13 protein-coding genes are annotated in these 14,084 nt (G+C 59.4%); 5 read left to right on the top strand and 8 right to left on the bottom strand.

Going from position 1 to position 14,084, the window contains the following annotated elements:
• Positions 1-26: 26 nt before the first annotated feature.
• The gene (locus tag BCF46_RS04340; RefSeq protein ID WP_121022046.1) at positions 27-1,208 is read left to right on the top strand and encodes an FAD-dependent oxidoreductase; all 1,182 of its coding nucleotides are present in this window, start codon (positions 27-29) and stop codon (positions 1,206-1,208) included.
• On the opposite strand, the gene BCF46_RS04345 is transcribed toward BCF46_RS04340, so the two are convergent.
• A complete protein-coding gene (locus tag BCF46_RS04345; RefSeq protein WP_121022048.1) occupies positions 1,205-2,188 on the bottom strand; it encodes a YcjF family protein in 984 nt (327 codons plus the stop codon). The two genes, BCF46_RS04340 and BCF46_RS04345, sit on opposite strands and share 4 nt — an antisense overlap.
• Complete coding sequence (locus BCF46_RS04350; RefSeq protein ID WP_121022050.1) at positions 2,185-3,588, bottom strand: YcjX family GTP-binding protein; 1,404 nt, start codon at positions 3,586-3,588, stop codon at positions 2,185-2,187. Before BCF46_RS04350 ends, BCF46_RS04345 begins: the two co-directional genes overlap by 4 nt.
• A gap of 94 nt (positions 3,589-3,682) precedes the next feature.
• On the opposite strand from BCF46_RS04350, the gene truA reads away from it, so the two are divergent.
• Positions 3,683-4,474, top strand: a complete 792-nt coding sequence (truA, locus tag BCF46_RS04355; RefSeq protein ID WP_121022052.1) for a tRNA pseudouridine(38-40) synthase TruA — start codon at positions 3,683-3,685, stop codon at positions 4,472-4,474.
• On the opposite strand, the gene BCF46_RS04360 is transcribed toward truA, so the two are convergent.
• Complete coding sequence (locus BCF46_RS04360; protein WP_121022054.1) at positions 4,471-5,154, bottom strand: hypothetical protein; 684 nt, start codon at positions 5,152-5,154, stop codon at positions 4,471-4,473. The two genes, truA and BCF46_RS04360, sit on opposite strands and share 4 nt — an antisense overlap.
• A 385-nt stretch (positions 5,155-5,539) precedes the next feature.
• Here BCF46_RS04360 and BCF46_RS04365 point away from each other — a divergent pair, with 385 nt between their 5' ends.
• Complete coding sequence (locus BCF46_RS04365; RefSeq protein ID WP_245989776.1) at positions 5,540-6,355, top strand: CE1 family esterase; 816 nt, start codon at positions 5,540-5,542, stop codon at positions 6,353-6,355.
• Here BCF46_RS04365 and BCF46_RS04370 read toward each other — a convergent pair.
• From BCF46_RS04370 to rpe, 3 genes are all read right to left on the bottom strand, one after another.
• Positions 6,352-7,113 (bottom strand): ABC transporter permease, encoded by a 762-nt coding sequence (locus BCF46_RS04370; RefSeq protein WP_121022056.1) that lies wholly within the window; start codon positions 7,111-7,113, stop codon positions 6,352-6,354. The genes BCF46_RS04365 and BCF46_RS04370 overlap by 4 nt on opposite strands.
• Positions 7,110-8,036 (bottom strand): ABC transporter ATP-binding protein, encoded by a 927-nt coding sequence (locus tag BCF46_RS04375; RefSeq protein ID WP_121022058.1) that lies wholly within the window; start codon positions 8,034-8,036, stop codon positions 7,110-7,112. Before BCF46_RS04375 ends, BCF46_RS04370 begins: the two co-directional genes overlap by 4 nt.
• A gap of 415 nt (positions 8,037-8,451) precedes the next feature.
• The gene (rpe, locus tag BCF46_RS04380; protein ID WP_121022060.1) at positions 8,452-9,129 is read right to left on the bottom strand and encodes a ribulose-phosphate 3-epimerase; all 678 of its coding nucleotides are present in this window, start codon (positions 9,127-9,129) and stop codon (positions 8,452-8,454) included.
• Between the two features lie 131 nt (positions 9,130-9,260).
• Between rpe and deoC the strand changes: the two genes are divergently transcribed.
• Entirely contained in the window at positions 9,261-10,247 is a 987-nt protein-coding gene (gene deoC / locus BCF46_RS04385; RefSeq protein ID WP_245989778.1) for a deoxyribose-phosphate aldolase, read from the top strand.
• 4 nt (positions 10,248-10,251) lie between these two features.
• Positions 10,252-12,552 (top strand): aldehyde dehydrogenase family protein, encoded by a 2,301-nt coding sequence (locus BCF46_RS04390; protein WP_121022062.1) that lies wholly within the window; start codon positions 10,252-10,254, stop codon positions 12,550-12,552.
• A gap of 61 nt (positions 12,553-12,613) precedes the next feature.
• On the opposite strand, the gene aqpZ is transcribed toward BCF46_RS04390, so the two are convergent.
• Both aqpZ and BCF46_RS04400 read right to left on the bottom strand, forming a co-directional pair.
• Entirely contained in the window at positions 12,614-13,294 is a 681-nt protein-coding gene (gene aqpZ, locus BCF46_RS04395; RefSeq protein WP_121022064.1) for an aquaporin Z, read from the bottom strand.
• Positions 13,295-13,417: 123 nt separating this feature from the next.
• The gene (locus tag BCF46_RS04400; RefSeq protein WP_425454404.1) at positions 13,418-14,074 is read right to left on the bottom strand and encodes a DUF1523 family protein; all 657 of its coding nucleotides are present in this window, start codon (positions 14,072-14,074) and stop codon (positions 13,418-13,420) included.
• Positions 14,075-14,084: the final 10 nt, after the last annotated feature.

Below are 14,084 nucleotides of genomic sequence, written 5' to 3' on the forward strand. Positions count from 1 at the left end.
GCATCTTAACCGCATAAGTTGCGTTCATGAGTTACAATATCGCTATCGCCGGTGCTGGCATCGGCGGCCTGACCGCTGCAGTGCTTTTGGCCAAACAGGGTCACACCATCACCGTTTTCGACCAGTTCGACGCTCCCCGTCCCGTGGGCTCCGGCCTGGTGATCCAACCCGTCGGCCAAGCGGTGCTAGATGAAATCGGTGCAGGTGACGCCGCCCGTGCCAAGGGCAATCCCCTGCGCCGGATGCTCGGTCACGAGGCCGACAGCGGTCGCGCGGTCCTTGACGTCACCTATGATCACGATCCTGCAGGCGCAAATTTCGGCCTCGCCATCCACCGCGCGTCGTTGTTCGACGTGATCTACCAAGCAGCCGTCGCGACAGGCGTCACAATCATGCCGTCGCACGAGGTCACAGCGTTGCAAGACCGTCACCTCAACTTCATCTCAAAAGACCCGCAAGGCCCATTTGATTTGGTGATCGACAGCTCGGGAGTGTCGTCACCGCTCTCGCCTATTCGTGCAAAATCGCTGCCTTACGGGGCCATCTGGGGTACCGTTCGTTGGCACGAGTGCGGCCTCCCCAACGACCAACTCACTCAGGTGTATCGTCGAGCCGATCGGATGATTGGCATCATGCCCTCCGGCACTTTGCCTGACTCCGATGTGCAGCAAGCCGCCATCTTTTGGTCCATGCCACGCAATGCTTATGACGCATGGAAAGCCATGCCACTCAACGAATGGCAGGCCGAGATAGCACGTCTCTGGCCCGAGGCCGTTCCGATCTTCAAGCAGATCACCAGCCACGAACAAATGACCATGGCCCGCTATGCCCACGGCACGTTACGCAAACCCTATGCGGACAACCTCGCGATCATCGGCGACGCCGCGCACAAAGCGTCTCCGCAGTTGGGACAAGGGGCGAATATGGCAATGCTTGACGCGTCGGCTTTGGCGAAGGCCATCGCGCAGCATCCGCTTCAAGACGCCCTGCCCGCCTACGCCATGGCGCGGCGCTGGCATGTGCGCATTTATCAGGCGATGTCATGGGCCTTCACGCCACAATATCAGTCAGACAGCCGTATCCTGCCCGCGTTTCGGGATCACCTGCTGTTTCCGATTAGCCAGATTGGTCCGGTACCACGGGTGCTCACCCGCCTTGTGCGAGGCGACATGATCCCGCCCATGGCATCGCTCACCCCGCGCGATTAACCCGTCGGGAAAAGTCCCGTCAACGCGCGGCGCACCAGCCCCGTTACTGACGGACGGTCTTGCGTGGAATACGGTAGCGGACGGCACACATCCATCGCAGCCACCCCGACACGGGCGGTCAACGCGCCATTGATCACCCCCTCACCAAAGCGGCGCGACAGTTTCGACAACACGCCCCCGCCCGCGACAGAGCCGATCAGATCGTCGCCCACAGCAACTGCCCCCGTGGCCACCAGATGCGTCAGCACGGCGCGCGTCAGCCGCCAGCTTCCCAGCGTGCCAGAGCGCCCGCCATATATCTCCGCAATCCGCCGGATCATTCGCAGGTTCGATGTCAAAGCCGCCACCAGATCGGCCAGCGCCAGCGGGACAATCGCCGTCACCGTGGCCACTTGCCGCGCCGCCGCCTCGACTTCCCGACGCGCCAACGCATCGAGCGGGGCAAGCAATTGCGTCTCCGCCTCGCCCAGCACCGCATCCGCGTCAAACCCGTCTCCGTCGCGCGCCTTTACCGCAGCGCGGCCAGCCTCCAACTCGGGGCGGTTGGCGTAAAGAGTCATCAGCCGCCCCGACACCGCGCGGGACACCTTCAAATCGCCTGTCGCCAACGCTGCCTCCGCGTCCTTGCGCAGCCCATCGATCTTTTTCAAACGGCCGATGGCCAGCCATTCCTTGCCAGCGATCAACAATAACGCAAAGACGAACAGCCCCGTCAGGCCAAGCGCAATCGCGCCAAGAACAGGGCTTCGCTCGATCAACCCGCTGACAAAATCCCAAGCCGCAACGCTCGCCACAAAGCTCACCAACGCCACCAGCGCCGACCAGAAGAACTTTGCCAGCCGCGACGGCTTGCGCGCAGCCAAGGCTGCCACCGATTGCATAGCGCGCCCTTGCGGCATCTCGTCGGCAATCACCGGCGCGGTCGCGGGCGTCATCTCTGCGGGTTCATCCAGTTCAATCAATACGGGGCGTTTGCTCATCTCAAGCGGTCTCCAATCAGGAATTCTGCAGCGCGGTCCAACCGGATATGCGGCGGCCCTTCACCCGGTGCCAAATTCAACTTGGCAGGCGCAAAATTCATCACCGAGTATTCCCCCTCCAGCCAGCCTTGCGCCCCATCACGCGCAGCCCCGATGATCTTGCCAGGGTCCGACGGCAACTCTCCGGGATAGAACGCCGCCTGCTTGCCCGTGTCCACCAAGCGCCCGCGCACCACGTCAAGCCCTTGCAAATGGTCCTCCGTCGTTGCCCTTAAAGCGGCGATCGACATCGCCTGTGTTTTGGCTCCCGCAAAATCCGCACGATCCCGCGCGTCGCGCAACAGCGCTTCCATGATAGCTGTCAGTCTCGCGTGTTGCGAATGGTGCAAATGGTCGGCTTTGGTCGCCGCGAACAGGATTTTCTCCACCCGCTTGCCAAACAACAACTGAGACAACCAAGCGTTCGCACCGGGTCGAAACGCGCCCAAAATATCAGCCATCGCGTTGCGCAAGTCATCCACGGCCTGCGGCCCCGCATGGATCGCGCCTAGCGCGTCCACCAATACAACCTGCCTGTCGATCCGCGAGAAATGGTCGCGGAAAAACGGCTTCACCACCTTGGATTTATACGCCTCGAACCGCCGCTCGAACTCGCGGTAAAGCGAGCCACGCTTCGAGGCCTCCGGCACCGGCATAGGTGCAAAGGTCAAAACGGGCGAGCCTTCCAGATCACCCGGCAACAGGAACCGCCCCGGAGTATAGTCCGAATACCCCGCTTCCCGAATGGCCTTCAAATACGCGGTATAAGCTTCAGCAAACCGCTTCGCCTGCGGCTCATCCAGCTTCACGCCACCATCAGTCGATCGCGCCAATGCCACGAACGCGGCCCCCGCATCGCGCCCATCGGCGCGCGTCAGAGCTTCCTCCGACCACTGCGCATAACTCTTGTCCATCAGGCCCAAATCCAGCAGCCATTCGCCGGGGTAGTCCACGATATCCAAATGCACCGTGCGCGGACCGGACACCATGCCCATAAGCCCCGTCGGCTGCACGCGCATCGACAGGCGCAACTCCGAAATCGAGCGTGTCGACACAGGCCAATGCGGATCAGCCCCCGTAAGCGCGGCCAGATGCGTCTCGAAATCAAACCTCGGGATCGTGTCGTCCGGCTGCGGGTGCAGATACGCCGTCTGGATACCCCCATCCGCCGCGGCCCGAAGCTGCCCCATGCGAGCGCGGTCCATCAGGTTGGCGATCAGCGAGGTAATGAACACTGTCTTGCCAGCTCGGCTTAACCCCGTCACGCCCAGCCTGATCGTGGGCTCGAACACCCCCGTCACAGACTGCGTAGCGCCTTCCACCGTGCGGCCTATGCCGTCAACAATATCGTAAAGTATCAAGTCTGCCCCTCGGATTGTTGATCCCTACATAAGGGGCGCATTGCGCTATGTGTAGGCCCTTGGCACCGCGCCGCAGTCAGGCTACCTGTCGGCCATGCCCCGTTACGCGTTCAAAATCGAATACAACGGCCAGCCTTACAATGGCTGGCAACGTCAGGATGGCCAACCCACCGTGCAAGGGGCCATCGAAGACGCCCTGCGCAAATTGCAGCCCGATTTCGAGAAAATTGCCGCCGCGGGGCGTACTGACACGGGCGTGCATGGCTTGGCACAAGTCGCCCATGCGGACATGACCCGCGACTGGGAGGTCTTTCGCCTGAACGAGGCGCTGAACTACCATCTAAAGCCGCATCCGATCTCGATCCTTGAGATCGCGAAAGTCCCCGGCGACTGGCACGCCCGCTTCGACGCCACCGAGCGGCGCTATTGGTTCCGCCTGCTCTCCCGCCGCGCCCCCGCGACCCATGACAAGGGGCTTGTCTGGCAGATCAACTACCCGCTCGACATCACCTTGATGCGTGAGGCCGCGCAACACCTCATCGGGCAGCACGACTTCACCACTTTCCGCTCGTCGACCTGTCAGGCACTGTCACCGGTAAAAACCCTCGACGCGCTTGAAATTGAAGAAGTTGCCGTTCCCTATGGCGCCGAATACCGCTTCTCCATCCGCGCCCGCAGCTTCCTGCACAATCAGGTGCGCAGCTTTGTTGGCTCGTTGGAACGTGTTGGCTGCGGCTCTTGGGAGCCAATCCAGATGAAGCATGCGTTGGAAGCTGTTGATCGCGCGGCCTGCGGGCCGGTTTGTCCGGCAAGCGGATTGTATTTGGCAGGGGTAGGTTATCCCAGAGATCCATTCACCGGCGTCACCTGTCCAGCCCGTGACTAACGCCCTGCGCTGTGACGCATTGGGGGCCACATGTCGTCACTGGAGCCGCCCCCCAGATCGGCAGCATCTTGTTGGCAACCCGCCACATACCGTTTCAGCAATCCGGTATAAAACTTGATCTCTTCCTGCTGTGCGGTCAAACGGGTGAGCCGCGCTTCAATCGCTCCACTGTGGCTTTTTAAAATGTCGCGGGAACTGGGTTCGGACAAAGACATCATGTCAAAAATCGGCGACACGATATCGCGAAGGACTTCCACCGCTATGCGCTCGCGCACTGTTGCGGGTTTCAATTCCGCTGATGGAATGAACCGAAGTACTCTCGTAACGTCACCCACGTAGCGATGAAAACTCAACCTAAGGGCGTCGGGTTCGTCCCCGTCGGGCTGGCGCTCAATGCGCAGCCCTGACACGCCAACGCCCGGTAGGGAGACTTCAAAATCTGGAAGCTCGATAGTTTGGTCATCCAAAGCTTGCGCATTCAGTGCCACAAGGAAACTTTGGTAAAACTCCGGGACGAAAATGGTTTCGATCGGTCGACCAGCACGAAAACAATAGCTGTTGCTCATATCGCCGGAAACCAGCCAAACAGAGCGAACACTGTAAGAGCGCGCACCCTCAGGTGATAGATAAACGATAAAGCTGTCACTCGACGAAACGCCAAGGGATAGTGCCGTAGACATGGGTTACCTCGATCTTTGGTAAGAGTACCAAAAGTAAACTGGTTAAGTCGGCGAAAATTCCATTATTGCTTTGTTAAGATTGCGCTCAAATGATTAACAAAACCTTTACGGCCTCTTGGTATGGAGGTCGCAAGCAGTATTGAAGCGTGCAAATCGCCCTCACGAGTTCTTTTTTTATATATTTATTACAGATAGTTAATAAATTATTACTTACACGCCATCTCTACGCCCGTCACTCCTATACGGCCGGCGCACGACGCCACGTAAGCTACTCATCCACCTCATACGGACCAGAATCTTTCGAATCTGACGCCTTTGTGCAGTGCCAATTCCAGAACAGATCACTAACCTGATTACGAAATTCGACCTCGTTAGGAGCACATATATGAGTCCTCGCGCACTGGTATCCGCGTTCGCCGCCGTGCTCTCTTTTACCATGTCGACGGGATCCCTAAAGGCAGCCGCCTCCAACCCACCCTGTGCAGCCGATATCCCCCGCCCGATGGGCGCGCGGTCATACCATTTGCTCCCGCCCGACAATTGGGATGGCACCACGCCTTTGCCCGTACTGCTCCACTTCCACGGCTGGGGCCGTCAGGGCACCCTCATCGTAAAGCATTCCCGCATCGCCGGGGCGACACGCCCGCGCGGTGTCTTGCTGTTGGCGCCCAACGGGCGCGGTGGCAGTTGGGACTTCTGGAGCGAAGGAAGCGCCGACACAGAGTTTGCAGCGGCGGTGATCGAAGATGCCGCGAAACGCTACCCCATAGACCGCGCGAATATCTTCATCTCCGGCTATTCCTACGGCTCCGCGATGGCGTGGCGCTATGCCTGCGAAAACGGTGCCGAAGTCCGCGCACTGCTCGCCGTGTCGGGTACGCTTGACCAATTCGAGACCTGCGAGACCGCCCCGGAGCAGGTGCGCCACGTGCACGGAACCCGCGACAACGTCATGGACTTTCCCTTTGGTCAGAATGGCGACACGACCTATCCGGTAGCTCTATGGCGCCAACGCATGGGCTGTGCAGACCCCACCGGCTCAGAGGCGTATTCGACCACCGCGAAGGATCATTTCGAGCGGGTAATCTGGGCCGATTGCGCGGCAGGCGAGGTCCGTCTGGACGTTCACGCGCGCGGGCATTTCATCCCGCGCGGCTGGTTCGCGCGGCAACTGGACGATCTGCTTGCCCCCGCCTCCTAGGATTTCAGCCGGTAGCCGGTCTTGAATATCCAGCCAATCACCGCAATGCAGGCCCCCGTGAACAGCGCGATTGCCAGCAAGCTCAGCCCGATGGACACTTCGGCCTCGCCGAAGAATGCCCAGCGGAACCCAGAAATCAGGTAAACGACGGGGTTGAACATGGTGATCGTCTGCCACACCGGCGGCAGCATCGAGATCGAATAGAATGAGCCCCCGAGGAACACCAACGGCGTAATCACCAACAGCGGGATCAGCTGCAACTGTTCGAAATTCTTGGCCCAGATGCCAATGATAAACCCCAGCAGCGAAAAGCTGAAACACGTCATCAGCAGAAACGCGATCATTGCCACAGGATGCGCAATATTCAGGTCGACGAACACAAACGCCGTCCCCAGAATGATCAACCCGACCAATAACGCCTTGGACGCGGCGGCGCCTACATAGCCGATCATGATCTCCACAAAGGACACAGGCGCGGACAGCAGCTCGTAAATCGTGCCGATAAACTTGGGGAAATATATCCCGAAGCTGGCATTTGCCGTGCTCTGGGTCATCACCGACAGCATAATCAACCCCGGCACAATGAACGCCCCGTAACTGACCCCTTCAACCGTTTCGATCCGCGAGCCGATGGCGGCCCCAAAGACCACGAAATACAGCGAGGTCGACAGCACCGGAGACACGAAGCTCTGCAACAATGTGCGGAAAAAACGCGTCATCTCGAAGATGTAGATCGCCTTGATTGCTGTAAGGTTCATGCAGCGTCTCCCACCAGGCCTACGAAAATGTCCTCCAGCGAGGATTGCGAGGTCGAGACGTCTTTCAGCACCAACCCCTGCGCCGCCAGATCGCTCAGCAGCGCCGTGATGCCGGTCCGCTCGCCCCGTGTGTCATAGGCGTATTCAAGGCTCTGCCCGTCCTTACCGATCACCAGATCATACGCGCCCAAAGCGGCTGGAACCTCCGTAATCGGGTCCTGCAATTCGATAATCAGCTCCTTGCGCCCCATCTGGGCCATCAGCTCGGCCTTATCTTTCACCAGCAAAATCTCGCCGTCGTTGATGACTCCGACCCGATCTGCAATCGCCTCCGCTTCCTCAATGTAATGCGTGGTCAGGATGATCGTCACGCCGTCCGCACGCAGCCCGCGCACGATCTCCCACATGTCTTTTCGCAGCTCCACGTCCACCCCCGCCGTCGGCTCGTCCAGAAACAGCACCCGCGGCTCGTGGCTCAACGCCTTGGCGATCAGCACCCGCCGCTTCATGCCGCCGGACAGTTCCTTAACGCGCGCGTCCTTTTTGTCCCACAGCGAAAGCTGGCGCAAAATCTTCTCGATATGTGCGTCATCACGGGGCTTGCCGAACAATCCGCGCGAGAAGCTGACAGAGTTGATGACTTTCTCGAACGGCTCCAGTGACAGCTCTTGCGGCACCAGCCCGATCAGACTCCGTGCGCCACGGAAGTCGTCCACGATGTCATGCCCGCCCACGCTGATCGAACCCGACGTCGCGTTCACCATTCCGCAGATCACCGAAATCAGCGTGGTCTTGCCCGCGCCGTTCGGCCCAAGCAGCGCCAAAATCTCTCCCTGTTCAATATCCAGCGACACGGCCTTGAGCGCGTGGAACCCGCCTTCATAAATCTTCGTGACATCCTTGGCAGATACGATTGCAGACATACGCCCCCCGCTTGAAACCTGCCGCACTTGTAGGCGGCGCGGCCGCCAAGGAAAACCCGCAGTTCTGTGCAACAGCTGCGATAGGGTGTGCAAAGCCTCTATCCGCGTTGATTTTCTTTCAGTTTTCGGCAAGTTCGCCGCATTCCCCTTAGGCGGAGCAACAGATTGATAATGCGTCATTATCAAGCATGTCATGAGTGGGGGCAGTGTTCAGGCGAGCCTTCAGCAGATCGAAACGATGATCGACTTCGCAATAGCGCAAGTGTCTGACACGTCCGACGACCATCGCGCGGTCGAAAAGATGTCCGAAGTGTTCCCGAGCCACGAACGACGTGCAGCAACGCGGAAACTTCGCCCTGTCGAGCCGCGACTTGACGGCCTATTGGCGCGAAAGCGACCCTTTCTTCCTCGAACTTTAAGCGTAAGACGCGCGGATCGCGCGGATGTTCTCGCCATAAGGTGCAGGATCGCTGACAGAGCCGCCCTTGAACACTGCCGATCCCGCCACCAACACATCAGCGCCTGCCTTCACCAGACCGGGTGCTGTCGCTGGTGTCACGCCGCCGTCGATCTCGATATGCACCGGACGGTCGCCGATCATCGCGCGCAACTCCGCCACTTTGCCTTCCAGCGGGATGAAGCTTTGCCCGCCAAACCCGGGGTTCACGGTCATCACGCAGACCATATCCGCCACGTCCAGCAGATGCGCTACAGCCGAAGCCGGCGTGCCGGGGTTCAGCGCCACGCCCGCTTTGGCCCCCGCCCCGCGGATCGCTTGCAACGTGCGGTGAATATGTGGCCCCGCCTCGACATGTGCCGTGATAATATCCGCGCCCGCCTTGGCAAAATCGTCGATATAGGCGTCAACCGGAGAGATCATCAAATGCACGTCCATCACCGTCTTGATATGGGGTCGGATCGCCGCACAGGTCATCGGGCCAAAGCTCAGGTTCGGCACGAAATGCCCGTCCATCACATCCACGTGGATCCAGTCCGCACCTTGCGCCTCGACTGCGTCAATCTCGGCACCAAAATTGGCGAAATCCGCCGCCAGAATGGACGGCGCGATTTTTACGGAACGGTCGATGGTCATGGCAGAATCCCCTGATGCGTTTACAGTCCTCTCCTAACGCGCAGGGTCTCGCTTGGGAAGGCAGGCTGCGGCTTGCAACGAACGCCCGCCCGTGCCACCTTTCGTGCTTCTCCACCCGAAGGACGCCTGACGTGAGCACCCTGACACAAACCAAAACGCAGTTGCCGCAAGTGCACCTGCCCCGAAACCCCGGCATGGCGCTAGACCTTGACTGGGTCGCGCGGGTTCAGGCGAACACCTCCGCAATCGAACGCCGCGCCGCGACCCTGCCCGGCAGGCGCAGCGTCAAGAAGGACTATCAGGCTGCGTGGCTGTTGAAGGCCGTGACCTGCATCGACCTGACCACCCTGTCGGGCGACGACACAGAGGGCCGTGTCCGCCGCCTGTGCGCCAAGGCCCGCCAACCGATCCGCGCTGACATGCAAAAGGCACTGGGCGTCAGCGGCATCCAGACAGGTGCGATCTGCGTCTACCACGACATGATCGAGACCGCCGTGGACGCGCTGAGAGGCTCCGGCATTCCCGTCGCCGCCGTGTCGACAGGTTTCCCTGCTGGCCTCTCTCCTTTCCACCTGCGCGTGGCCGAGATCGAGGAAAGCGTGAAAGCTGGCGCGCGCGAGATCGACATCGTCATCTCCCGCCGCCATGTGCTGACGCAAAACTGGCAGGCACTCTATGACGAAATGAAAGCGTTCCGCACAGCCTGCGGCGACGCCCATGTGAAGGCTATTCTGGCAACGGGTGAGCTGGGCTCCCTTCGAAATGTGGCGCGCGCGTCGCTGATTTGCATGATGGCCGGTGCGGACTTCATCAAGACATCAACTGGTAAGGAAAGCGTCAACGCGACCCTGCCCGTCAGCCTCGTGATGATCCGCGCCATCCGTGACTATTTTGACGCCACCGGCTACCATGTCGGCTACAAGCCTGCGGGCGGCATCTCCAAGGCCAAGGACGCGATCACCTATCTGGCCCTGATGAAGGACGAGCTTGGCAACCGCTGGCTGCAACCCAACCTGTTCCGCTTCGGCGCGTCCTCGCTTCTGAACGACATAGAGCGTCAGCTCGAACATCACATCACCGGCGCCTACTCCGCCTCCTACCGTCACCCAATGGGCTAAAAACATGACCGTAAAAAACATTCTAGAGACGATGGACTATGGCCCCGCCCCCGAAAGCGCTGCCGAGGCGATGGCATGGCTCGACAGCAAGGACCGCCAGTTCGGTCATTTCATTGACGGCACTTTCACCGCGCCCACGCAGGACTTCACCTCCAAGAATCCCGCCAATGGCGAGGTGCTGGCAAGCCTGTCGCAAGCCCGTCAAGACGATGTGGATGCTGCCGTGAGCGCGGCCCGTAAGGCGCAGAAATCATGGGCAAAGTCCGGCCACACCCGCGCAAAATACCTCTACGCGTTGGCCCGTGCCTTGCAGAAACACTCGCGGCTGTTCGCCGTGCTGGAGACCCTCGACAACGGCAAACCCATCCGCGAGTCCCGCGACATAGACGTGCCGCTCGCCCAACGCCATTTCTACCACCACGCAGGTTTCGCCCAACTGATGGAAGATGAACTCCCCGATCGCGGAGCGTTGGGTGTATGCGGCCAGATCATCCCGTGGAATTTCCCCCTTCTCATGTTGTCGTGGAAAATCGCCCCCGCCTTGGCGATGGGCAACACCGTGGTGCTGAAGCCAGCCGAATACACCTCGCTAACAGCGCTGCTCTTTGCAGAGATTTGCGATCAGGTGGGCCTGCCGAAAGGCGTCGTGAACATCGTGACGGGTGACGGCGCAGTGGGCGAAATGATCACCGCATCAGATGTCGACAAATTGGCCTTCACAGGCTCCACCGAGGTGGGTCGCATCATCCGCAAGGCCACCGCAGGCTCCGGTAAAGCGCTATCTCTAGAGCTTGGCGGCAAGTCCCCCTACATCGTCTTCGACGACGCCGATCTGGACAGCGCGGTCGAGGGTCTGGTCGACGCCATCTGGTTCAACCAAGGTCAGGTCTGCTGTGCAGGTTCGCGTCTGCTGGTGCAGGAGGGTATCGCTGACAGTTTCTACCGCAAACTCAAGTCCCGCATGGACGGGCTGCGCATCGGCGACCCACTGGACAAATGCATCGACGTCGGCGCCATCGTCGACCCGATCCAGCGCGCCACCATCGCGGATATGGTTGCCAGCAATGACGAGGGCGAAACCTATCAAACCAGCGCCCCCGAAGGCTGCTTCTACCCGCCGACCCTGATCACCGGCCTGACCACTTCCTCCAAACTCATGCAGGAAGAAATCTTCGGCCCCGTGTTGGTCTCCACCACCTTCCGCACCCCTGCCGAGGCCGTCGCTATGGCCAACGACACCCGCTACGGGTTGGCCGCAACTGTCTGGACTGAAAACATAAATCTGGCGCTCGACATCGCACCGCAGCTCGTTGCGGGTATCGTCTGGGTGAACTCCACCAACCTGATGGACGCCGCTGCCGGCTTTGGTGGCGTGCGCGAGAGCGGCTTTGGCCGCGAAGGGGGCTGGGAGGGTCTGTCCGGCTATACCAAGGTCAAAGACGCCCCCAAACCCGCAAAACCTGTCACCGCATTTGAGGGTAAAGGCGGCCTGTCAGACCCGATCGACCGCACTGCGAAGCTCTATATCGGCGGCAAGCAGTCACGACCCGATGGGGGCTATTCCCGTGTGGTTTACGGCCCCAAAGGAGATGCCTTGGGCGAGGTCTCGCTGGCCAACCGCAAGGACCTGCGCAACGCCGTGGAAGCCGCGCACAAAGCCAAAGGTTGGGGCAAAACCACCGGCCACTTGCGCGCGCAAATTCTGTATTATCTTGCAGAAAACCTCGCCGCACGCAGCGCAGAATTTGCCGACCGCATAAAAGCGATGACCGGAAAGCAAGGCAAGGATGAGATTGAGAGCGCGATCCAGACGCTGTTCACCTATGCCGCGTGGGCCGACAAATACGACGGGCAAGTGCACGGCGTTCCAATCCGTGGTGTGGCCTTGGCAATGAAGGAGCCGGTGGGCGTTATCGCCGCCCTGTGCGACCCGCGTCCCTTGGCGGGTCTGGTCGAAGTCATGGCCCCAGCCATCGCCATGGGTAACCGTGTGATCACCTTGGCATCCGAAGCCTTTCCACTAGTGGCCACTGACTTCATTCAAGTCCTTGAGACCTCAGATGTTCCTGCCGGTGTTGTGAACATCCTGACGGGACATCATGCCGATGTGGCGTCTCACATGGGTGCGCATATGGACATTGACGCGGTCTGGAGCTTCTCGGACCCAAGCCATGCCGCTGCGATTGAAGCGGGCTCTGCCGGCAACATTAAGCGTACATTGGTAGCCCCCGCGCCAAGCACACCCAAGGCAATGCTAGAAGCCGCGACAGAGGTCAAAAACATCTGGATTCCATACGGCGAATAGGTCAGCGAAAAACGCCTCGGCAATTGCTTGCCGAGGCGCATCTACGCAGTGGTGTATTAACTTATGGCGAGGTTATGCGCGCTTTGTGTAGGAATCCGCCCAGTGCACCGCCAAGAAGTGGTGCGACGATGAACAGCCAAAGTTGAGACAGCGCCGTTGGGCCAGCGAACAATGCAGGTCCGATAGAACGGGCTGGGTTCACGGACGTCCCCGTCACAGGGATGCCGATCAGATGGATCATGACCAAGGTCAAACCAATGACGAGGCCCGCCATCGCGGAATTGCCAGTCTCGGCAGTAACGCCAAGGATAACGACCAAGAATACAGCCGTGGCGACAACTTCAAAGGTAAATGCGGCCATCATGCCGAAGCCACCAAGGTAGTCTGCACCCCACCCGTTCTGCCCCAAGCCGCTCGCTGCAACATCGTAGCCAGCGGTCTTGCCGGTTGCGATGATATAAATAAAGGCAGCGGCTACTATTGCGCCGATAGTTTGCGACACGCTGTAGCCGATGAAATCTTTCATATCTATCCGCCCAGCAACCAAAGCGCCCATGGAGACTGCCGGATTAAGATGCGCACCGGAAACCTGACCAATCGAATACGCCATCGCGATTACCGAGATACCGAACGCGAAACTAATCCCGGTGAATCCGATATCTCCTCCTGCCAGAACGGCAGAACCGACACCGAAGAAAACCAACACAAACGTGCCGAAGGCTTCAGCTACATATTTATTCATTGACCACTTCCCTATTGTTCAGGCGCGATCTAGGTCGCGCTCTGTCGCTAACGGGTAGTGTTTTGGCACGTGCAACACAGAGGGAGAATACAACAAAGGTTCCCCGTAACGTGTGGCTCCGACCTATCTACGGGGTTTACCCTTCCAAGTGTCAAGCCATGCGCGGAAGCCAGAGCGTTGATCGTCGGCATAGTCATCCACTGCTTCCCAAGTCTCACTTACGCTATCCGTAATGGGATCAATTTTTGACCTTTTGAACCACTGAGACATTCGGAATAGGCCAAGGCAAATCCCCGCAAGGATGACCAAAATGATGATATTCAACCAAGGGATCAGAGTTGCATCAGGATTATCTGTTGGCCGAATGCCAACCGCGTTTGGAAAAATGCTATAGAACTCATTGCGCCAGCCGTAATGTGTCAGCACGGCCCATTGCGGATCCGCCTTGGTCGAGATCAGGTCCGCCGCCTCGGTTTGCAAGTTCTTGGTGTCGAACTTGAAATAGGGCGGCCAGCCCCAGCTTGTATCCTCATTGCGGTAAACCATCGGTTTGCCATTTTGACGGATCGTCTGGATGAACAGCACGTCGCGGTTGGTGCCGCTCACGTCGCTGCCGGAGTCGCCGGAGGCCCAGAACCACGAGTTCTCGCCATAGTCGATCCGTTGCTCGAACGTGCCAACCACCCGCACAATGTCGCGCTGAGGCAGCGTGTAATGCAGCACTGTGGCCACCAGCAGCCAGAACAGCACGACGATTGTGTATTTGACCCAACGCAACATCAGCCAAGGC

It is taken from the genome of Litoreibacter meonggei, assembly GCF_003663885.1.
In the GTDB taxonomy this organism is placed as follows: Bacteria; Pseudomonadota; Alphaproteobacteria; order Rhodobacterales; family Rhodobacteraceae; genus Litoreibacter; species Litoreibacter meonggei.

What these genes read in the sequence shown, in the direction of transcription:
- BCF46_RS04345 (WP_121022048.1), bottom strand. Translation starts at nt 2,188, where the DNA reads ATGAGCAAACGCCCCGTATTGATTGAACTGGATGAACCCGCAGAGATG.
- BCF46_RS04360 (WP_121022054.1), bottom strand. Translation starts at nt 5,154, where the DNA reads ATGTCTACGGCACTATCCCTTGGCGTTTCGTCGAGTGACAGCTTTATC.
- rpe (WP_121022060.1), bottom strand. Translation starts at nt 9,129, where the DNA reads ATGACCATCGACCGTTCCGTAAAAATCGCGCCGTCCATTCTGGCGGCG.
- BCF46_RS04365 (WP_245989776.1), top strand. Translation starts at nt 5,540, where the DNA reads ATGAGTCCTCGCGCACTGGTATCCGCGTTCGCCGCCGTGCTCTCTTTT.
- BCF46_RS04375 (WP_121022058.1), bottom strand. Translation starts at nt 8,036, where the DNA reads ATGTCTGCAATCGTATCTGCCAAGGATGTCACGAAGATTTATGAAGGC.
- aqpZ (WP_121022064.1), bottom strand. Translation starts at nt 13,294, where the DNA reads ATGAATAAATATGTAGCTGAAGCCTTCGGCACGTTTGTGTTGGTTTTC.
- BCF46_RS04370 (WP_121022056.1), bottom strand. Translation starts at nt 7,113, where the DNA reads ATGAACCTTACAGCAATCAAGGCGATCTACATCTTCGAGATGACGCGT.
- BCF46_RS04400 (WP_425454404.1), bottom strand. Translation starts at nt 14,074, where the DNA reads ATGTTGCGTTGGGTCAAATACACAATCGTCGTGCTGTTCTGGCTGCTG.
- truA (WP_121022052.1), top strand. Translation starts at nt 3,683, where the DNA reads ATGCCCCGTTACGCGTTCAAAATCGAATACAACGGCCAGCCTTACAAT.
- BCF46_RS04340 (WP_121022046.1), top strand. Translation starts at nt 27, where the DNA reads ATGAGTTACAATATCGCTATCGCCGGTGCTGGCATCGGCGGCCTGACC.
- BCF46_RS04390 (WP_121022062.1), top strand. Translation starts at nt 10,252, where the DNA reads ATGACCGTAAAAAACATTCTAGAGACGATGGACTATGGCCCCGCCCCC.